Origin of the sequence: Bacillus sp. CH_70 (assembly GCF_038007045.1) — a bacterium.
GTDB lineage: Bacteria > Bacillota > Bacilli > Bacillales > Bacillaceae_G > Bacillus_A > Bacillus_A cereus.
Map to the genome: position 1 here is coordinate 349,847 of NZ_JBBOWL010000002.1, position 21,396 is coordinate 371,242.

Here is a 21,396-nt window from a genome sequence, read left to right on the forward strand (position 1 = left end):
ATAAAAAGTGGTTATAAAAATTGAAAAGCAATTTGAAATACCTATCTGGAGGGAATACCTATGCTTTTAAAATATTTTTATGATGAAAAATTAGCACATGCTTCCTATTTAGTCGGTTGTCAGAAGGAAGGTGTAGCAATTGTAATTGATCCAGGTCGCTATATAGAACAATATATAGAGTTTGCTAAGAAAGAGGGGATGGAAGTAATTGCTGCGACTGAGACTCACATTCATGCTGATTTTCTTTCTGGATCTAGAGAACTTTCTAATCTTTATCATGCAAATTTATATGTATCTGATGAAGGAGATTGTGATTGGAAATATCAATATCTTAACGAAGGTCGATACAAATTGGTTAGAGAGGGCATAGAGTTTAAAGTAGGCCATATAAAATTTAATGTAATTCACACCCCAGGGCATACGCCTGAAAGTATTTCTTTTTTAGTAACTGATACAAGTCAAAATAACTATACCAATGATAAGCCGATAGGAATATTCACAGGTGATTTTATATTTGTAGGGGATATAGGAAGACCGGATTTATTAGAAAATGCTGTCGGTATGAAAGATACTGCAAAAATAGGAGCGAAACAATTATTTGATTCTATACAAAAAATAAAAATACTTCCTGATTATTTGCAAATATGGCCATCACATGGTGCGGGAAGCGCATGTGGAAAAGCATTAGGAGCAATTCCAACTTCTACATTAGGTTATGAAAAGATGTTCAATTGGGCATTTCAGTGTAATGAAGAAAGTGATTTTATATCGACTTTATTGACGGGACAGCCAGAGCCTCCAAAGTATTTTTCATTAATGAAGAATTTAAATAAGTATGGTCCGCCAATTCGTAAGAAGAGAAAAAGTACTGCTATTAATACAGTAGAAGAACTTCAAGAAATTTTGAAGAGCGTTCATCAAATAGTTGATATAAGGGATGTAGAGAGTTTTGCTGCAGGTCATATTGAGAAGTCAATTAACATACCTTATAATAATTCTTTCACAACTTGGTGTGGATGGTTACTAGATTATAAAACAGAAACTTTAATCATTCTAGATGAGGAAAAGGTTAGAGTGGAAGAGGTTATTAGAGACTTTGAATCTATTGGGGTAGATAATATTATTGCTTTTGCACCCTTACAAGTTATACAAAGACTTGATAAATTTGAAAGTTACAAAGAAAAAACACCAATTGAATTATATCCGCATATAAAAGATGGAAACGTTAAGATAATCGACGTGCGTAGTAAAAAAGAGTGGGAGGAAGGACATCTTCATGATGCAATACATATCCCTTTAGGAAATCTATTTAAGCAGCTAGATTGCATACCAAAAGATTGCTCAATCGTTTTACAATGTCGAACTGGATTGCGTTCTGCTATAGCAGCTAGTATTTTACAAAGAGCTGGTATAAAGGAAGTAGTGAATTTAAAGGGAGGATTTCTCGAGTGGAAAAGGTTTGGATTACCATACGAGAATAAAATTTAACTAGTAATCTCTTGCATAGTGATCAAGGATACCAGTACACATCTCGTCAATATAATGAATTAATTAAAAAATATCAGATGAAGGTAAGTATGTCTCGAAGGGGCAACTGTTGGAATAATGCTTGCATGAAAAACTTCTTCAGTCACTTTAAACCAGAGTTTTTTCATTTAACCTCCTTCCGTAAAGCGAATGAGGTTAAACTTGCATACGTAAATATATACATTTTTATAATCATCAAAGATTTCAAAAGAAATTAAATAACCTGAGGCCATATAAATATAGAACTCAGGTTGCTTAGTTACGCTTTTTAAATACTGTCTACTTGACAGGGATCACCCTTATTGGATGACTCTTCTTATTTAAAGATGTAACTATAGTTAGCAATGTGATCGACAAGTTACAAAGAGAAATAATTGATAATTAAATTGAAATCAGTGAGAATATGGAATGTTTTGGAAATGTTTCATGATAAATATAAAGGAATGTAAATGGCCAAAGTCTAGTGATTAGGTGGAGATGAATTGCTTTCGAACAAGGGATTGCAGGAAGCTATAAATGAATGCACTTAAAAAATCTATTGAGTGCTTTAGGTAAACAAGAATTAAACAACTATAAGAGCCTTACTACAATTTAATATAGTAAGGCTCTTATATGTATATGTCAAAATTAAATAACTGTATTATCAATTTACAAGAGTACATATTTAATTGTACTCTGAAATCAGTTTTATGTTGAAAGAGGAAACAAGATATTTTATACATATTGCTTTAGAATGATATAGTTTGAAAGTCTGATTGTCATGAAAAAATAAAGCACATATATAAGTGTGCTCTTATAAACGCTTTAGATTTGTATGACTAGATAGTCACCATACAATAAAATATTCTTGTTTAATATAAATGTGTATCAAATCTATAAAAACATACGTTTGTATGTATAAGAAAAATTAAATGTTAATCAGTAAGAATTATATTTTTTTAACAAATACAAATGTACATGTAGACAAAGGGTATTGCTAATAAAGATATTTAACCATTTTAGTGAGAGAGTAACAGTATAATCTATAAGTTTAGAAATTTTTTCACTATGTTATCTCTCTTCATAAAGCATTAACGTCCATGTTTTCAGAATATTCAATATAAATGAGTAAATCATATCAACTTTTCGATAATGATTAAAGAGACTACTATAGAACCCAAACATCAATAGAACAAAGACATATACAAGTATTATGAGTTCGAAAATTCCACGAACTCTAAAATCTTACAAAAAGAGGAGCATGAAATATGAGCGAACAATGTCCGATTAATGTACCATGTCCAGTTGAAGGACAAACTCAAATACCACTGGCTGATCAAGCTGCAGCACCTATCGTTACACCAAATGCATTAATAAAAGTCCCAGTTGTTTTAGCAGAGAGAACTGTTCAAATTGTTGTAGAGGCAAATATTCCTTTAGATCCTCCAGCCGTGGAAATTAAACGTGTATTAAAAAATGTATTTTTAACACAGTGTAAGTTAGTTCCTGTAGCTTTTACACCAGTACCAGGTACGAATTATCGTCGAGTTACAAGAGCGAAACTATTCGTAGAAGGCTATATTCGTAAAAATATTGAATATGCATCCGCGGATTGTAATGGAACTTTAAATGATCGTGTTGCTAATGTTAATTTTACTGGATTTGCGGATCTAACAGAAGGTAACTTTTTAACACTACCTTTAATAGCAGCTTCTTCAGATGCGGCTTCTCATTTTATTAATCCTAAGAATGGTGATTTACCTCGTTTGGACAAGTATTTCTTTGAAAATGCAGTGTTTTACAATGAGCAACCATATTGTGAATTAATTAGTGCTAATTTCTATGAATTAGATTTTTCACCATGTCCTACAGCTTTAAATGAGTCATTTGACACATTACGTGAAAAAATTGTACTAGATCTTACTTTGAAAGTACTACAGGTACAACAAGTACAAGCGTAAAAATAAAAAAAGACATTGTCTTTGTTACAAAGGTAATGTCTTTTTTACTATTTTAAAACATATATAATGAAGAAAATAGTCATGAGTAACATGTATATCTTATGAAATTCATCAGATAAGGAGCGGATGATGATGAATAAACCCTGGGTGGGTAAGGGAATGGGGCACAAAATTTATAAAATTAAAGAGCTTAATATTCATGATAATTTAAGCCGAAAGGTAAAAAAAGAAGAGAAATTAATTTCTAAATCAGCAATAGGAAGTTCAGTGCGTTCCATGATAGTAAAAACTCCATTTTCCATTATTTCTGAAGTATGTAATTTTAGGAGAATTCCTAATATAAATGAAAAAAATCAAGAAGAATTTGTATTTCGTAATGAAGAAAACGAAAGTTGTCGTGAGTTGGAAGTTAAATTACTAAATACAGTATACAATTATTATGGAGAGGTTGATTGTAGGTTAGTTTCTTCAAATCTTCATGAAAAGAGAGTGCTTTTAGAATATCCAACTCAACAAGCGACAGACACTATTGAAGATGATGACATAGAGACCGCTTTGTGGGTTCCTATTCACAGTTTAGAATTGGATAAGAAAAGCGAAGTGGAATTAAATAACTATATAATAGCAAAATTACCAGTAGAAATAGGAAAATACAAAACTGAGATTAGTATACGAGAAAATGTGGTATTTAGAGAAAAAGTCATGGGAATTAAAGAAGTGTCACAGGACATTGTTTTGACGAAAAATGAAATCTTATTACCGCAAAAAAAAAAGCAGGACAAAATTTAGCTATGGTTGAAAACGGGAGCTTATTTATAGAAGGCTATATTTTGCAATGTATTGAATATATTATAGAGGAAGGTACATTTTGTGAGAATGTGTACCAGTTAATGCAAAGCTTTGTATTAGAATTAGTTGTTCAAATACTACAGGAACAGGAAGTACGAGTGGAAATTACATAATTAATATTAGAGTGTATACAAAAGATGACTAAATAGGCGTATATTCTACCTCCAAAATAATTTAAAATAACTTTTACTTAAGTTAATTAGGTATTTAGAAATTGATAGACTAACTTAAACGAAAAGTGTTGAGTAGTGCACTTTAATTATATAGGAGTATATATAGATGCAATACAGGAATTTAAATCAGAAAAAACTCAAAAAAATTCAAACGTTTTAACTAAAATTATTTTATTATTAATAATTTCATGTACCATAATTATTAATAAATCCAATTGAGAAGAAGTGAAGTAGGACAAGCTTACTGCGAAAGTGAAAGAAAAACTAGCTGCGAAATAATAGAAACAGAAAAGGATTTGGCCTTAAAGGTCAAATCCTTTTCTGTTTTCAAAATTCTCTTCTGAAATGAAGGAAGAATAAAGAATGAAATCAATGCCATTCTCCTTGTTTGAGTTATTATAGTTCAAAAATTTTAGTTCACTTAATATATTTGTCGCTTTGATGAATTTAGTAATAAAAGTGGTAATAAAGAGTTTGAATGTAGTGATAAATGAGCGATAAAAAACATAAAAAACAGGTGTATCAAGCAAAGTATTGATACACCTTAAAACTACATTGTTAAACAACATGTGTTGTCGTGTAGTATAGTATATCTTATATATCTTAGATTCAGTATTACATATTCTTGCAAGTTCTTAGTTGGTATATGCATGTGAAAAAGTTAGTTTAGCTACAGTCTTTTCAGGCCTACATTTCTACTTTAATTATTACAATACCCTTTGAACGTACCTTTAGAAAAACGATTTGGATATAAAGCAATAAGCATCCCGTAGGGGCTTCCTTTCCAATAGCGTTGTAAGGGGGTCCGTAATTTTTGTTTTATGAGCCATCGTTGATTAAATACGTTTAATAGCTGTTTTTCATCCAGTTTTTCTTTCTCTTCAATGGTCCACCTTAATGCTTCTAGTGCTTTACATTTGGACCAAAAGCCAACTGGTGTAACTTTAAATTCCCATTCTTTAAAGCGATCTGGATATAAGTCGTTTATCATTTTAAATGGACTATTTCCCCACATTGATTGACATGGAGACGCTAATCTTTGAGTCTTTAGCCACTTTATACTGTATACATCCAGTATTTGTTCGGGCGATAATTTTTCTTTTTCTTCAATAGTCCATTTCAATGCTTCTAATGCTTTTTCTTTTGTCCAGAAGTTATTGGGCGTCATGAGAAATTCCCATTCTTTAAAACGACTAGGGTACAAATCGTTAATCATTGCAAACGGACTACTATTCCAGTACATAGCCAGAGGGGCACTAAGTTTGTTTTTCTCCAACCATTTTTTGCCGTATACGCGTAAGAGCTTTTCGTTCGATAAACCTTTTTTTTCTTCAATCATCCATCTCAAAATCGTTAATGCCTTTTCTTTCGTCCAAAAATTTAAAGGAGTCATACCAAACTCCCACTCTTTAAACTCACTTGGGTATAAATCATTTATTGCTTTAAAAGGGCTGTTTTCGTATCTATGTTTAAGTAATCCTCGCAATTTATATTTTACAAGTAATTGAGTGTTCCATTTTTTTCTGATGTCTTCCTTATCCCATTTTAAGATACTGTGTAATAAATATGTGATTACTCTGCGGGCGAGCTTATTATCCATATCTTCTTTCCAAGTATTCGGAGGGAATCGTTTCCTTTTTCCATCCAATATTTCTTGATAAATATCTTCAATCGTAACGACTTTCATTGACAATATATAAATCCTCCTATATTTGTATTTATATTTATACAGTATTAACATTCTAATTAATATATCTATATTATATAATTTAAATGAAATTATCACTAAAAACAATATATAATTTATTTTTTCTAAAAAATCTAATCATTTAACTAATTGATATTTGTTTAAATTTTCTATTTTTTGTTATATACTTAATAAACATCATTACATCTGTATATTAGGAGTGTGTTTTTATGGAGAAGCTTAACAAAAGCGATATTATTCGCACAGTTCCGCAAAATGGTTTCTTTGGACATCCCAAAGGACTATTTACTTTATTCTTTACAGAATTTTGGGAGCGATTTTCTTACTACGGAATGAGAGCAATATTACTTTACTATATGTACTATTCCATTTCTAAAGGTGGCTTAGGGATGGATCACGCCACAGCTGCATCCATTATGGCTATCTATGGTTCGTTAGTTTACATGTCTGGCATTATTGGTGGGTGGATTGCTGACCGCCTATTAGGTTCAAGTAGAACAATATTTTGGGGTGGCGTTTTAATAATGATTGGTCATCTCATCTTAGCTCTACCAGGAACGGTTAATACATTATTTATCTCAATGGTATTTTTAGTACTTGGAACAGGGTTATTAAAACCGAATGTATCTAGTATTGTTGGTGATTTATATAGTGAAACAGATACTCGTCGTGATTCAGGTTTCAGTATTTTCTATATGGGTATTAATTTAGGAGCACTATTATCTCCGTTTGTGATTGGAACACTCGGTCAAAAGTATAACTTTCACTTAGGTTTTGGTGTGGCTGCAATTGGTATGCTATTTGGATTAATTATGTATGTTCTTACGAAAAAGAAAAATCTAGGATTAGCAGGAACGCAAGTACCAAATCCTTTAACAGACAAGGAAAGAAAAAAGGTCCTTATACAGTTTAGTATTGGTATTATCGCAATTGCACTAGTTTGTGTGTTAACAATTCCAACAGGTATTTTAACGATTGATCGATTTACTTTACTTGTAAGTATCTTAGGTATTCTAATTCCAACAGGCTACTTTGTCTTTATGTACCGTAGTTCAAAGACGACAGAAGTTGAAAAATCTCGCTTAATTGCTTACATACCATTATTTATCGCTGCTACAATGTTTTGGGCGATTCAAGAGCAGGGAGCAATCATCTTAGCTAGTTATGCTGATCAACGTACGCAGTTAAACTTTGCAGGATTGGAGGTTCAATCTTCATGGTTCCAATCTTTAAACCCTATTTATATTGTTTTACTAGCACCAGTATTTGCTTGGCTTTGGGTAAAGCTGAATTCACGCCAACCAAGTACAGCAAATAAATTTGCTGTCGGTTTATTATTTGCTGGTTTATCATTCTTAGTGATGATTATTCCTGCATATATCCATGGTACCGAATCCCTTGTTAGCCCAATTTGGTTAATCATTAGCTTCCTTCTAGTCGTAATCGGGGAACTTTGTTTATCACCTGTCGGCTTATCTATTACTACAAAGCTAGCACCAGCAGCGTTCTCTGCTCAAACAATGAGTTTATGGTTCTTAACGAGTGCATCTGCACAAGCTATCAATGCGCAGCTTGTTCGATTATATAATCCTGAAACAGAGATTATTTATTTCGGTGTAATTGGCGGAATATCCATTGTTTTAAGTGTTATTTTATATTTCATGGCTCCAAAGATTCAGGTACTTATGAAAGGGATTAAATAATAGAACTGTGCCAAAAACTTGTTACCATGCAGGTTTTTGTGCACAGTTTTTTAGTGCTTTATCGTATGTAAAACTAGCTCCTTTTAAACGAAGAACAACAAAGGCAAATTGATCAGAAGTAAGTCATTTATCGATATGGATGATTAGGAGAAAGCATTTACGGTAACCCCAAGTTGAGAGTATTCCGATATTAATATAGTTTATACATCTAACCCTATTTAATAGGTTAGTTTTGAAAGATGGAACTCCCGCATTCGAAAATGATATACATAAGTTTTCCAAAAGGGCAGCTTATTTTTTGTTTTGGGGTTACTTCAATATCTAAGCTAAATGCCTATGGAGCAAAACTAAAAAAAGACGCCAAATGGCGCCCCCAACTTGGGTTAATGAGGTTTTAGTTTTCCAATCTAAAGAAATATTGTATCAGCTCACAAAGAGAGTATATCATAACATCCAAGAGAAATAATATGCATTCTTACATATCGAAATAAATTTTGTATTCTTGCACTGACGGACCAGGAATATCAAGATATGAAGCAAATAAGCGTTGTAAAAATATCAATTCATAGAAGTGATTAATTTCTGATATGACATGTTTTAATATCACAAAAACCATCACGAAATGATGATTGCATGATGGCTTTTGTTGTTTTCTTATTTCTTTGTCTCATTGACCCATGTAACGATGTCCTGGATGACATACGCAGGAACATTGGAAGGGACTTCGTATTCACTAGGGTGACTGAATTCCCCGTCGCCCTCCGTGAATATGTGATTCAATTTCGGATATTCTTTGAACTGAACATTACTGCGGCTTGAAAGCCCTTCTTGCCATCTCGTAAACTCTTCTTTTACAGTTACTTGATAATCACGTGCGCCTTGCAGAATCAGTAATGGCTCTTTTCGTGATTTCGCTTCCTCAACTGGACGCCAACGAGTCACATCATACATGAAATGTGGAGAAGGATAATTATAACCAGCTGGTGGGTGATTTGGATCAAAAGTAGAATCCTTAATATAAGCGAATTGTTTTTTTAGTTCATCAATAAATTCCTTAGGTGCCCCGAGGTACTGATACTGATCAAGGAGCATGTCAGTAAAAGGACGTGCAGGAGGTGCCATTAAAATACTTCCTCTTACAAGTGATGAAGGTGCTTTGCTTAGTATACGCGGCATTGTGCCAGCTCCTTGGCTATGTCCGAGAATGAAAATATTATCTGGGTCAATGCCTTCCTGCTGCGCTGCTGATTTTGCTGCATATATGGCATCATCTGTAGTATCTTGGTCTAATGTAGCAGGTTCTGCACTCATTTTAAAACCGTGTTCTAAGGAACGTTTCTCGTAACGTAACACTGCGATACCGCTTGATGAAAGACCGGCTGCAAGGTCTCTAAAGATTTTAGTTCCCATAATTGTACTGTCACGATCTTGCGGACCCGAACCGTGAACAAGAACAACAACAGGTACTTTTTCGCCAGGTTTATGTTTTGGAACCGTTAATGTGGCTGGTAACGGGTATGTTGTATTTCCAATTACGATTTCACGTTCTTGGTAGGAATCAGGTTGGTCATAACTAGGATGCGGGATGGTATAAGATTTCTGTGGTATCGTTCGTACGCCAACTTCATCAACTTTGCCGCCAGGCGTGAATTTAAGGAGTAGTGGAATAGTAGTTCCTTCGATAGCTCCTGGAATTTCAACCGTTTGATGGACTAAGTTTCGTTCTTTAATAACAGGTGTTCCCATGCTTGTAATCCTGCTCCCGCCACTTTGTGTCCACCAGTTTTGTAATATGTTTGCCGTAAACTTGGATTGAAAAGCAGCAGACGTCAACTGAAGTGCTTCTGCATATTTACCTTGCTGGAGATAGTCAAAAAATAATGACGTACGCTCCATTAAAGAGACTTGTTTCTTTTCTGCAGTTTGTACCCCTTGTGTATCCGCATGAATGGTTGTTGTAAGCGGAAAAGAAGAAATACCTAAAGAAAAGAGTAGGGTAAAAGAAAGTGCTGATTTTTGTAACTTCTTTTTTTTCATCCTGTTTAACCTCCGAATGTATAATGGTATGAAATAAGGATGGTAATTAGTGGAATGTTTCCCTATTGGGGTTTCGGTACATGTATGGGGGAATCCTGCATACGTATCATAAAAAGTCCGTTTGAAAGAATAGAGGAGTTAAGCAATGGATTTATACATAAATCTTTGTCCAATCATAGAAATCAATAGTTTTTCAAACACTGATTCCAATTTCGTTATGATGTAAGGGAAGAAAAACAAGAAGAGAGGGAGGCATACGATAAAGAAATTTTTATGGTTCATTTCTACATTGTGCATGATTTTAGGATTGGTAACAGGCTGTAGTAGCAAATATGACACTGGAATTCCCGTTACAAGAAATGTAGCGGAGAAAGACCAGCAGAAAGGAAGCGAAACAAAGCAAAATAAGAGAGAAGAGGATAGTTATAAGGCAGCGACCGTACCTGTAAAAAAGAAGAGTTTACGGGTAAACTGCAGTATCCAGAATTGGTCGAGCAGGCAAGGAAGCCAGTACCTGGGCGAGTAAGAAACAAAATGAAAATAGAATCATCAAAGCTAAGATCCTGAAGCATATCCACGGTCATACGTTCCAATGAGTTCACCTTCTGGATCTGTATCAAACGCATATAAACACCTTTTGTCTTTATATCAGTTTACATTCATATAAGGCGAACTGTTATCGTCACGAACACCGTTACAAACGTCTATCTCAAGGATCACTCCGCCTTCAAAATCAACTTCTATTCTCCTCAAAACTTCGTCATCATTAGCATCAGCCAGACAACCTTTGTGTCTTAATATTTTTAACAATTTTTCCTCGAATTTTTGTTCAAGTGTATGAGTTCTCTCTTTTTTCTCCATTCTACTTCACTCCTAATTTTTATTGATTACACTACGATTTTATATGGATTTTTAAGGAGTGGTGAAAATTTCTGCATAACAACAAATATTACGGAAATAGCTTTTATACTTTTTATAGAATCCCTTCACGAGGATATAACTTATCAGAAATGAAATGACGGGAAATGTCACGCACCATGCTGTAATCATGCTCCAGTTGACATATGATACGGGATAATTGCTAAGAGCATACCACGTAATATATAGGGTATTTAACAGAAGTGTAAGAACAGGTGCAACCCATATGCGTTTTGTGACGTATGAAACATAAACGCCGAATCCGATAACGAAAACTGGCACAAGAAAAAGTTGACGTACGAAAGGATCTATCTTGTTCAAAAAATCCATTTGACATCCTCCTTTTTACTTCGTTTTACATATTCTATTTGATAGAGCTTGGCAGCTCCCTTATGGCATCGTTTCTATATGATAGTGGGTATTGTATAAAAGTACTTAAAAACAAAAGAGAACCCTCATCGGGTTCTCTTTTTAATCATGCTAGGATAACTAGATTTGGAATAAATCCTAATTAAAGCAATGGTAAGGAGGCAGGAGTTAATAAGTAATGCATTTAGAAATGGTTATTCTCCAGCATATATCTTTTTATATTGAATGCTTGGCTTACCTTTGTATTCGATTAGCCCTACATAGTGAATATAGTCGCCTGTCAAACTGAAGTGGTATAAATGTGCTTCAGAACCACTTAATACCCCCCCTATACTCGCACGTTGAATTGCTTCTGATTCAATACTTCGCACTGCATTACCGCCAGTAGTAGTATTATACACGTCAAACTTTAATTTTGTACCATTGTTTGTGTTAGCGATAACGTATTTAGCATTTGCAGCGACAAGGGTTTGAGCGTAATTTATGCCATACTTTAATTTTTGACCTTGTTTATCATATACATAATCGCCTTTGTTTATATCAAATACTGTTTTTCCAGAGCCATCATATAGTAAGTTTTGTTTTAAATCAATATAAATATTGTTAGTGCCATAATCCTTTAATTTCAGATTTTTTATTTCTTTTTTTGTACCGTCATCTAAATGCAGGAAGACCTTTTCGCCTTCTTGTACTAATAGAGCACTACCGTTCGAGGTTTGTACATAATAATATCTATTGGATGTATTTTGACTATTACTAATATTATTAGAAGAAGAACTTTGTAGATTGGTATCAATCTCTACCATTTTAGCGTTCTCATCCATAAGAGCGGTTCTTGCTACTAAACCATTTGAAATGATGTGTGCATCTCCAAAGAGTGTAGAGGTTACGCCGTCTTCTCCATTAGCAAAATGTTGATCTTTTATGATCCATTTTCCTTCTTTATCGTCTATTTTGCCGATTGATATAAAGGTCTTATCTTTTTTCTCTTCTTGGATGTATTTTTGGAACATGACGTAAATATAATCACCCTTTCGAGCAACACCCAGTTCTTTCACTTTTCTATCGTCTAATAAATTAGAAAAACTTTCTCCGCCGAATTGATCTATAGTAATTTCTTTATGGTCTTTGGCATTTATATCTTTTTTAGACGAATCGGAATTACTAGTTTCCCCTATTTTTGACCCGTTGGCCACTTGGTCTTTAGTTGTACTTTCATTCGCAGATACAGTTGTTTTACTTCCTTCTTTTGGTTCTGAATGGTTGGAAGAGCAACCTACCAATAAGCTAAACGTACAACCTGCTAATAATATGTTCTTACTTACTTTAAGCATATTTCTTTTCATAATTTCCTCCTACAGATTTGAATGATACGATTATACTATATATAATTATATATTAATATACTATTAAATAGATTTTAATAATAGAAACATACTGAAAATGGAAGGGTGTAAAAATAGTGAAAAAAGTAGTGTCATGTATTGTTAGTTTAGGAATACTGTTAACAGCATGCTCAAACGAAGACAAATTAAAGGTTGGATCAGAGAGTCGTGCAAACACAAATGAAGAAGCTGTCGGTCAAGTAGAAAAAGATAAAGATAAAGTGAAGGATAATGATGATGCTTCACCGTATAATGAGGAAATGGCAAGAGTAGCCATACAAAAAATGATGAACAAATATCCAAAAGAAGCTGGGAAGAACGTGTTACAAACTGAGAGAAGGGCAATGGATATTTTTCATGTTACAACGGATAAAGTAGAAGTTCAAATGCAGTTTAAAGATGCTGGGAGTGGAACGGTGGAATGGATTATGTGCGACTGGAACACAGGTCAACCGTTATATCAAAGTGATAAATGGAATGCCTATAGCTAACTACAACTTATAATTATCACATAGGGAATAGATACTAGATAAAAAGAATTAGCACTCAAATGATTTTAGAGTAGTAGATTGATTTTAGGCAGGAACCATTCATTACGCATACCTGGGAGAGTCGACAAATGGACTTAGAATTAAAGGTAAAAAGAAAATAAATACATACTACAAAACTACATAATGAAGAATATCCGTATGTCTGGAAACTGCATCGTCGATTCAGTTGTCCCATATGCTGTTCCAATACGGATTGCAGTTGGTTCCTCAACTCCAGCATAGGTAGCATCTTCGGTAACCTCAAGCACATCACGTAATGGAATCGTAACCTCCGCCAATTGCCATGAAATAATTAACTCTTCTTTTGTTTTCCTTACATCAATACCTAGCATTATACCAAGACCTTTCTATAATAGAATGCTACACTTCTTATCTTATTATACGAATTTTTAGATTATTTTTCTACACGTATGAATAGAACTGATATTTTCAGGGTGTCAAAAGTACGGGAAGATATACTATCAATTTATTAAGAAATACGCTATGAAAAAAAGTTCACAGGGAATTAATATGGATTTGACATGGTTACAGTATGATGAATGAGTAACAGTAGGCGTTGCAGGAAGGAAATGAATGATGAGACTTAAATTAGTAGGAACCTTAACTTGTATAGTAGTAATATTAGGTGTCTTTATCGTTTACACTAATGTATCTATTGGTAAAGAACCATATAAGACAAACCATGAAACTAGTGAAAACTCCATAAATAATGAAAAAAATAGAAAGCAAAATGGGACTTCAAGAAAGATAGCAAGCTCTTTTGCTAGTATACAGGCTGTAGTAAATAAGGAGTATGGTTTACCCGAAAACTATAAGCCAGAGGATTTAGTTGTACCAAATGTACCATTCTCATTTAGTGGAACCGTAGAAAAGAGTCACCTTCGTAAAGAGGCAGCGGAAGCATTAGAAAAACTATTCTTTTTAGCTAAGCAAGATGGGATACAGTTGAATGCTGTGTCGGGATTTCGTTCCTATGAGTATCAAAAAGGCCTGTATGCCAGCAATGTTAAAAAGAATGGGCAAGAGCATACGGATCGCTTCTCTGCAAAGCCAGGGCATAGCGAACATCAAACAGGGTTAACGATGGATGTTTCTTCTAAAAGTGCGAACAATGAACTAGAGCTATCCTTTGCGAATACGAAGGAAGGAAAATGGCTGAAAGAAAACGCGCATCGTGCAGGGTTTATCATTCGTTATCCTAAGGGGAAGGAAAGTATTACGGGTTATGCATATGAACCTTGGCATATTCGCTATGTAGGAGATATTGCTGAAAATATATATAAGGAAAAACTGACTTTAGAAGAATATATGAATCTCTGAAAATAGAATTGAAGAGTTAAACTGTATTCATTGTTTATGAATGCTAATTTTTCTATTAAAAAGCCTAATTTTTCAATGTTTTGTAGAGAAATTAGGTTTTTTTCATTACTTCATTAGAGTTTTTTAGGCTTCGTTCGTTGGTATACTTCACACAATATTATAAAGGAAATAGAACTTACTGAAGATAACATATGAATGTTTTATAAATGTATCAAAAAAGTGAACAAAATCGTTATTTTGCACAATAAGGTAGTCAGCGTAATTAAATAACTGCTTGTAAAAAAGAAGCCCCATAGGAAATATTACAGGGCTTCACCAAGTTCAGTTATGTCGTATTCACAAGGGATTTTAACATGATATTTGTGTTTAATAAACTGGTAAATGTGTCCAAGTAATTTGGAGCTATTTTATAAAAAAAAGAAAAGCGCTTAATCAGGACGCTCCTCTTAATGCCAATACACAATAACTATCCCATTATACTGTATAAGCGTAAAATATTTAACAATTACCTTCATGGTAAATATTTTATTTTGTCTTAGAATCTTTAAATTACGAAAAAAGGTTCCGCTGTTTCCAACAGAACCTTTCCTAAAATGGCAAAGGGGAACTCTTACCTTACTCTTTGTTTATATACTATAAGATTGTTAACGAAAATCCAGGACTCTTTATATTGAGAAATAAAGAAGAATCATTATAAAAAATTTTATCTTTTTTCATAAATAAAAGAGCAGCTAGCAAAAACTAACTGCTCGGCTGTTTCTCCAAGGGGGAACAAGGAGAAAATCTAATGTTATATACATTATTGACAGGATATTTAGTTTTATTAAAGGAGGGTGTACTAATTGTTCGTCTATAATATTTAAAAAATTCCATAAATATAATTGGAAACAAGTTGTATAAATGTTAAAATGAGATATAAAAATGAAAGGATTTTGTAAAATGTAAAATCCTTTCATTATTTTTCACTTAAGTGTGTAACTTTTTAAATAAAGTTTTACATAAAAATATTAAAATTTTTTCAGATTAATATTTGAATTTATATGAATCTGAATCTAAGGAAGGTTTTGGGGATAATATGAGAAAAAGTCAAAGCTTAAAACGTTTAGGGGCCACGGCATTAACTATGGGATTATTAGGTGTTGGGGTTCTCCCAAGTAATTCGTATGCAGATGAAGGGGATATAACTAAAGTACAATCAATTTCGTCTAACAAAACTACAGAAGGAAAAGTATTAAGTTATATTGATACCGTAGAAAGTAATGAATTTCTGACTGATGAGGAAGTCAAATCAATTAATCTATCTGCTTTAAATGATATATATAAAGCAGTGAAAAACATTGCTGACAGCAAATCTGAAGAAGAGTTAAATCAAATTGTGGCGGAAAAGATTAAAAATAATCCATCAGTATCATTTCGCTCCGCATATTCACTTCAAATACCTGGCTTTGGTACATTGACTGATGCTGAGGTTGATTTAGCCAAGAAAAATCCATTTGAATTTGTAACTTATGGGGCTTGTTCCGTTTTAGCAAAGACAACTTCAGAGAAATATTACAGCAACTCAACACTTTATCAAGGAAATGGTGATGCTTTTAGGCACTCTTTTTGGAATGCAGCCCTTGCTAAAGAATTAGGTACTATTAAAGGCCGTGATGTTGGTGTTGCAAGAGCAAAAGTTTGGACAGATGCCCATGAGCAATATTCTAGTGGGGTTGATAAGGAAATGGATCTATATAATAATGAAGTTGGTAGAACGATTGCTTACAACAATTATTCATGGAGTATTACTCAATATAGTAGTCACATAAGAAATGAAGTTGCAAATGGTTCCATGGTTAGAATTGTTGAAGACAAACTAGTTAGAACAAATGGCGATCTTTAATAAAATATCTCAAAAAAAGAAGTTATATTATATAAATGTACTTTTTTCTTTACTTTTTTGTTTCGTATAAGACAGAATCAAAATAATATAAGAGATTCCATATAAAAAAATACCCTATAGAAAATGAAAAAAATCATTCTATAGGGTATTTTTAATATAAAGAAAGATTAATTGGAATCAGTGAAATTCGACAATAGAAGGGCGGTGATTATTTACTCTAAAAACAAACAACAAGTTCGCGCGAAATACCAATTTTACGAACAATAAGATGGATAAATATAAATATAATACAGTATTTAGGGATTTCGAGCTTAACTGCATGAATCTCCGCATATTGGTATGTTTTTATATAATTCATGCTTTATATAGAAATCATTAAATGCTAAACTATTCGTTAAAAATTTTTATAGTAAATTATCTTTTAATATATAGGATTTTTTATTATTTTGATCTAATTTAATCCCTCATATTCATGATTAAATTAGCCAATTCATATTAGATAACGAATTTTAAACTGTTTTCATTTATTGATTTTTTGTATGAATTTATATATAAAAATTGTTTTATTTTACATACATTTATATGTAGTTTTTACACTAATTTTTATGGTTTTATACAAATTTATCACTTAGTTAGCTATAATTTTTATTTGATTAACTACAATTTTGAGTATATTTTATTATTTGATAATTTAATTATATAAATAAGTTTGTGTAAAAATTGAATTTTACGCGAACTTGTGTTCGTGTGTTTTTTCTGTTATAGTATATATGAGGTGATTTTTATGGATTACAGCAAGCAACGTCAAAAATCCGTACATCGTAAAAAATTATACGAGAATCTAAATGAAATGCCCTTTTACATAGAAGAATTTGTGGAGTACAAAGAATTGCATGATGCCTCTCCCTCCACCCTACTGAATTATGTATATGATTTTAGAGTCTTCTTTAATTGGTTATTATCCGAACAAATTATTGAATTAAAACCTATTAAAGACATATCCTTCTCTGATCTGGAGAATTTAAAGAAAAAAGATGTTGAGAACTTTATGAGATTCTTAAAATTACAACAAAACATGCAGAATTCCTCTGTTAATAGAAAAGTTTCAGCCTTAAAGTCTTTATTTAAGTACCTTACCTCCCTATCAGAGAATGAAGATGGAGAATGTTATTTTTATAGAAATGTAATGGCTAAAATAGAAATACATAAAGATAAAGAAACATTAAATGCTCGTGCAAAACGTATGAGATCTAAAATATTCCATAATGATGACGATCAAGAATTTTTGAATTACGTTAAATATGAACATGAAAAATCTTTAACAAAACATCAGTTGTTCTATTTCCTAAGAGATAAAGATCGTGATGTAGCCATCCTCTCCCTCTTTCTTGGTAGTGGTATTCGAGTAAGCGAATTGGCAGATCTTCGTATGGAAGATATAAACTTAAAAGAAAGACTAATTGATGTAATCCGAAAAGGAAACAAAGAAGATTCTGTATGGATTACCCCAATTGCATTGAATGATCTTGAAAAGTATATGGAAATCAGAGATAACAAATATGCTCCAGGAAAAGAATTGAAAAATGTGTTTTTATCGAAATATAAACATACTGCACAACCTCTTTCAGTTAGAGCTATCCAAGATATAGTAGAAAAATATACTAAAGCCTATGGAAAAAGAATGTCTCCTCATAAATTAAGACATACGTTGGCAAATAAATTATATATGGAAGAAAAAGATTCATTACAAGTAATGCAGCAACTTGGGCATACCAGTCAAGATACAGCTTTGCTATATACACAACTTGGAGATACAACTATTAAAGATAGCTTAGGAAAAATAGGGGAAAATAAATAAAGCAAGTTCAGCAATATAGAATTGCTGAACTTGCTTTATTTATAGGAGAAGCCTTTATATTCTATATATTATTTGTCTTAAAATTGACTTAATTAATAGAAAAAAAGTAAATTTAACCCTATCGTAAATAATAAATTGTTTTCAAACATTATATTTATATATATTAATTAATTCAGATTTAAGAATAATAAATTAATTTATCACCTTTATAAAACTTTACAATAAATTATTAATATAAATAAATATAACTACTCCTTTTATTAGCTTGTCTATTGTTTGACTGTAGAAGTGGCTGTTTTAATTAAGATGGGGAAAATATAATCTTCAAGGTTTCTTAGAACGTTAATTTCATTTTTTGATACTACAGCCATTACGAAATCTAATCCTAATCAGACACTACAATGTGTAATCATACATGTTCCAGAATCGATTAATAATGTTTCATATAGAGAATTTAATGCCTTTTAAATGAATTATATAGTAGTTCTCTCTAGGTGGACAATCCAGACACACTATGTTCATCTAAATCTTCAGGGGTTTCATTACATTTAAATTTAAGTTCATGTTTAAATTCCCTATGTTCCATTCCAAATGGATGAAATATGGAAACGGATGTAAATATTTGAAACAAAAAATGAGAAATAAAAAGTATAAAATTATATCGCGACTTTATTTTAATACACTATGTATGCATTTCCCTGATTGCTTTAATATATAAAAACCTCTTTTCTAATTAAGTGAATCCCCAAAGTGGACATTTAACTAAAGGTAAGGTTTATTAGGAAACTGATTAACATCCCTTTTAAGGACTATAAGATATACATTTTTGTGGCTAGAAATACAACAACTACCTATCAAAATTATAGAAAGGTAGTTGTTTTAAGTATTAAACAATTACTGAATTTTTTATTAATTGTTATTGATTTTTTTATTAAACAATTTTATTATAATTACTCAAATGCCTTAATTTTATATTAAATAAATAGGCTTGTTAAAATAATAATAAATCGTAAAGAATAATTTTATTTTCGGTCAGAAAGTACTCACTTTCTTGTCTTACTACATTTATTAGAATCCTTCTAATACTTTTACTGTTGTATTATATTTACTATCAATAAAAGTAATTAATTCCTTTTCCGTAATTACTTGCAATGTAGGAATTTCAGAATCCGAAGGTTGAATAACTTCTGTTAAGATTTCAGCCTGTTTATCTTGGAATGTAATTAAACGGATTTTTAAATCATAAGCTGCATTTGGCAATTTTGTATTTATTGTAATTTTATTAACCTCGTTATTAACTGCAACTGTGTTAAACTGTAAATTTTCTAATATAAACGACATTATTATACCTCTCATTTATCTAAATTAATTTATATATTAACTTTTATTTAAGTGCTACAAAAATATTCGGAAATTTCATTTCTCTAATTCAAACAGATGTCAAAGGGTTTAAGCTCGCAAAATTTCATTAAGTATTCAATATTTGAATCGTGTTTATCAGTAATTTATTGTTTCTTATTAAGTGATGTGTTTATCCAATTATTTGCAAATTAAGACTTCCAATTGGAAGTGCTGATTGATCTACTGTATCACCAAGTTTGGTAGTAGCCAAAAGCCTTAATTCAATTGATCGTATCTCCTGATCAGTTTGTAATCCCAGTGTTTCAATCGCATCAGTAATATCTACTCGCTGGGTGCCCTTTACTGGATGATGATGGCTATGAACATGGCCATGTTCATGATTATTAATAGAAGAATCCTCAACACCAAAAATACCAAATGATCCACCAAAAACTCCTGTTTCTTCTTCAGTAGGAGCTTTTTGTACAAATATATCCACCATAAAAGATTCTTTGTCTCGAGCGATATCTTGTACCTCCACTACAATTCGACGTTTATCCCCTTGTACATGTTCAATAATATTATTTGTAGCAATTCTGTCTCCTTGTAAACAAGGTATTGAACTTATACCATCATAAGTATAATCAAGCCTAGAAGATGTAATGTCTAATGTATCGGCTACTGTCCAATCAGAAAATCCTGGAAGAACCTTTTGCAGTAACTCAGCCGACAAATTTTGTTCTGTATTACACTTTTGCCAAATTGCCCATTGTCGATCTACTGTCGCATGATGAGACCAAAAAATAGGATCATAAGCTGCAAAATCCATTGCGCCCATATCTCCGCCGACCCAAACATGAATACTACCATGTGGCCCCTCAATCAAATTATTAAATTCAATATAATTACTTTTTGCCATCGCCTCTTCTACAGATAAATTAATACTTCTTAATTGATTTAAATTATGTGATGTAAGTCTGGAAGTTTGGCGAACACGACTTTCAATTGGACCTGATAGAAGTGGGTTAGGTTGGTTGTTTCCATTGTTATCAAAAGTAGTATCTGAATGAGCATTAGCTATACCTTGATTGAAAGAATCTCTCGATGTCCAATCCCAGAAAGGAATAGCAACTGTCGAGTCTATTTCTTGAAGTGCTTGTTCAAAGATTCGTAAGTAGGCTCTGTGCCACGGAAGAAATAAATCATTTTGATGTTGACAATTCCATTTTGAGACACCGTGATACCCTGCCAAGTCAATATAACTTCCCGGTCCATCTCGGCGTTGTAATTCTATCATTGCTCGACGTAAAGCCAGCAATTCACTAGGAGTAATTGATCGTATTTCCTTTCGTGTATGCATAAGGTACTTCTCCTTTTACTTAATTTTTTTACAAATACCAGTTGGGACTTTTTCAAATTGAGAAAACCTGGATTAATCTAAAAAAGTAATGCCGACATCAACTCAGTAGATTATTCTCTATAGAAAAGAGTTTTTTAAACATCCAATATATGGAATGATATGAGTTGTTTTGTAAATGTAAAATGGAATTTAACACATTAAGAAACTGAGGTTTTCATTATGATTTGCATTTTCTATAGTACATTAAAAAAACGAGTTGTTAATAACAAATTATAATCTTAATTAAATTATTAAAAATTCATAGTAATTGTTTGTTAAAAAATTAATTCTTATATAGTAATTTTATTATGTGTTTCTATAAGAATAAATATCTTTCCTACTATGGGCACCACTTCATCTCCGTCAAGCTAAGATTTTACACTATCCATAAAGCAAAAAATACGTTATCCTTTCCTGTTATTCTGCAGAAAGAATA

General features: G+C 32.3%; 14 protein-coding genes and 3 pseudogenes. 10 read left to right on the forward strand and 7 right to left on the reverse strand.

Annotated features, from left to right (window positions below):
• Positions 1–60 precede the first annotated feature (60 nt).
• From N2V79_RS28695 to N2V79_RS28710, 5 genes and pseudogenes are all read left to right on the forward strand, one after another.
• Positions 61–1,488: an MBL fold metallo-hydrolase gene (locus N2V79_RS28695; RefSeq protein WP_340720509.1), complete on the forward strand. Its 1,428-nt coding sequence runs from the start codon at positions 61–63 to the stop codon at positions 1,486–1,488.
• Positions 1,489–1,499: 11 nt separating this feature from the next.
• Positions 1,500–1,586: pseudogene (locus tag N2V79_RS28700) on the forward strand (hypothetical protein); the annotation flags it as partial.
• 119 nt (positions 1,587–1,705) lie between these two features.
• Entirely contained in the window at positions 1,706–1,786 is an 81-nt protein-coding gene (locus N2V79_RS29315; protein WP_431140633.1) for a hypothetical protein, read from the forward strand.
• A 988-nt stretch (positions 1,787–2,774) separates the two neighbouring features.
• On the forward strand, positions 2,775–3,467 hold the full coding sequence (locus N2V79_RS28705; protein ID WP_259591398.1) for a CsxC family protein: 693 nt from the start codon (positions 2,775–2,777) through the stop codon (positions 3,465–3,467).
• A 126-nt stretch (positions 3,468–3,593) separates the two neighbouring features.
• Positions 3,594–4,429 (forward strand): annotated as a pseudogene (locus tag N2V79_RS28710) (BC_2427 family protein).
• A gap of 760 nt (positions 4,430–5,189) precedes the next feature.
• Here N2V79_RS28710 and N2V79_RS28715 read toward each other — a convergent pair.
• Positions 5,190–6,230, reverse strand: coding sequence for a DUF4046 domain-containing protein (locus N2V79_RS28715; protein WP_445661893.1), 1,041 nt, complete (start codon positions 6,228–6,230; stop codon positions 5,190–5,192).
• A gap of 176 nt (positions 6,231–6,406) precedes the next feature.
• Between N2V79_RS28715 and N2V79_RS28720 the strand changes: the two genes are divergently transcribed.
• Complete coding sequence (locus tag N2V79_RS28720) at positions 6,407–7,900, forward strand: peptide MFS transporter (protein WP_340720511.1); 1,494 nt, start codon at positions 6,407–6,409, stop codon at positions 7,898–7,900.
• A gap of 654 nt (positions 7,901–8,554) precedes the next feature.
• Here N2V79_RS28720 and N2V79_RS28725 read toward each other — a convergent pair.
• The 3 genes from N2V79_RS28725 to N2V79_RS28735 form a co-directional block, all read right to left on the reverse strand.
• Positions 8,555–9,937 (reverse strand): alpha/beta hydrolase family protein, encoded by a 1,383-nt coding sequence (locus N2V79_RS28725; RefSeq protein WP_340720512.1) that lies wholly within the window; start codon positions 9,935–9,937, stop codon positions 8,555–8,557.
• A gap of 648 nt (positions 9,938–10,585) precedes the next feature.
• Complete coding sequence (locus N2V79_RS28730; RefSeq protein ID WP_151614135.1) at positions 10,586–10,798, reverse strand: hypothetical protein; 213 nt, start codon at positions 10,796–10,798, stop codon at positions 10,586–10,588.
• Between the two features lie 620 nt (positions 10,799–11,418).
• Positions 11,419–12,570, reverse strand: coding sequence for a hypothetical protein (locus N2V79_RS28735; protein WP_340720513.1), 1,152 nt, complete (start codon positions 12,568–12,570; stop codon positions 11,419–11,421).
• A 116-nt stretch (positions 12,571–12,686) separates the two neighbouring features.
• Here N2V79_RS28735 and N2V79_RS28740 point away from each other — a divergent pair, with 116 nt between their 5' ends.
• Positions 12,687–13,100 (forward strand): hypothetical protein, encoded by a 414-nt coding sequence (locus N2V79_RS28740; protein ID WP_340720514.1) that lies wholly within the window; start codon positions 12,687–12,689, stop codon positions 13,098–13,100.
• Positions 13,101–13,321: 221 nt separating this feature from the next.
• Here the strand turns inward: N2V79_RS28740 and N2V79_RS28745 are convergent.
• Positions 13,322–13,492, reverse strand: a pseudogene (locus N2V79_RS28745) (SunI/YnzG family protein); the annotation flags it as partial.
• Between the two features lie 244 nt (positions 13,493–13,736).
• On the opposite strand from N2V79_RS28745, the gene N2V79_RS28750 reads away from it, so the two are divergent.
• From N2V79_RS28750 to xerS, 3 genes are all read left to right on the forward strand, one after another.
• Positions 13,737–14,480, forward strand: a complete 744-nt coding sequence (locus N2V79_RS28750) for a M15 family metallopeptidase (protein WP_340720543.1) — start codon at positions 13,737–13,739, stop codon at positions 14,478–14,480.
• Between the two features lie 1,075 nt (positions 14,481–15,555).
• Positions 15,556–16,362: a DUF6973 domain-containing protein gene (locus N2V79_RS28755; RefSeq protein WP_340720515.1), complete on the forward strand. Its 807-nt coding sequence runs from the start codon at positions 15,556–15,558 to the stop codon at positions 16,360–16,362.
• Between the two features lie 784 nt (positions 16,363–17,146).
• Entirely contained in the window at positions 17,147–18,220 is a 1,074-nt protein-coding gene (gene xerS, locus N2V79_RS28760) for a tyrosine recombinase XerS (protein WP_151527168.1), read from the forward strand.
• Between the two features lie 1,068 nt (positions 18,221–19,288).
• Here xerS and N2V79_RS28765 read toward each other — a convergent pair.
• Positions 19,289–19,561 carry a hypothetical protein gene (locus tag N2V79_RS28765; RefSeq protein WP_071729514.1) on the reverse strand — a complete coding sequence of 91 codons (273 nt, stop codon included), beginning with the start codon at positions 19,559–19,561 and terminating at the stop codon, positions 19,289–19,291.
• Positions 19,562–19,751: 190 nt separating this feature from the next.
• Entirely contained in the window at positions 19,752–20,921 is a 1,170-nt protein-coding gene (locus tag N2V79_RS28770; RefSeq protein WP_340720516.1) for a tyrosinase family protein, read from the reverse strand.
• Positions 20,922–21,396 lie beyond the last annotated feature (475 nt).

Coding starts and splice junctions, on each gene's coding strand:
- N2V79_RS28695 (WP_340720509.1), top strand. CDS start 61: ATGCTTTTAAAATATTTTTATGATGAAAAATTAGCACATGCTTCCTAT.
- N2V79_RS28705 (WP_259591398.1), top strand. CDS start 2,775: ATGAGCGAACAATGTCCGATTAATGTACCATGTCCAGTTGAAGGACAA.
- N2V79_RS28715 (WP_445661893.1), bottom strand. CDS start 6,230: ATGTTAATACTGTATAAATATAAATACAAATATAGGAGGATTTATATA.
- N2V79_RS28720 (WP_340720511.1), top strand. CDS start 6,407: ATGGAGAAGCTTAACAAAAGCGATATTATTCGCACAGTTCCGCAAAAT.
- N2V79_RS28725 (WP_340720512.1), bottom strand. CDS start 9,937: ATGAAAAAAAAGAAGTTACAAAAATCAGCACTTTCTTTTACCCTACTC.
- N2V79_RS28730 (WP_151614135.1), bottom strand. CDS start 10,798: ATGGAGAAAAAAGAGAGAACTCATACACTTGAACAAAAATTCGAGGAA.
- N2V79_RS28735 (WP_340720513.1), bottom strand. CDS start 12,570: ATGAAAAGAAATATGCTTAAAGTAAGTAAGAACATATTATTAGCAGGT.
- N2V79_RS28750 (WP_340720543.1), top strand. CDS start 13,737: ATGAGACTTAAATTAGTAGGAACCTTAACTTGTATAGTAGTAATATTA.
- N2V79_RS28755 (WP_340720515.1), top strand. CDS start 15,556: ATGAGAAAAAGTCAAAGCTTAAAACGTTTAGGGGCCACGGCATTAACT.
- xerS (WP_151527168.1), top strand. CDS start 17,147: ATGGATTACAGCAAGCAACGTCAAAAATCCGTACATCGTAAAAAATTA.
- N2V79_RS28765 (WP_071729514.1), bottom strand. CDS start 19,561: ATGTCGTTTATATTAGAAAATTTACAGTTTAACACAGTTGCAGTTAAT.
- N2V79_RS28770 (WP_340720516.1), bottom strand. CDS start 20,921: ATGCATACACGAAAGGAAATACGATCAATTACTCCTAGTGAATTGCTG.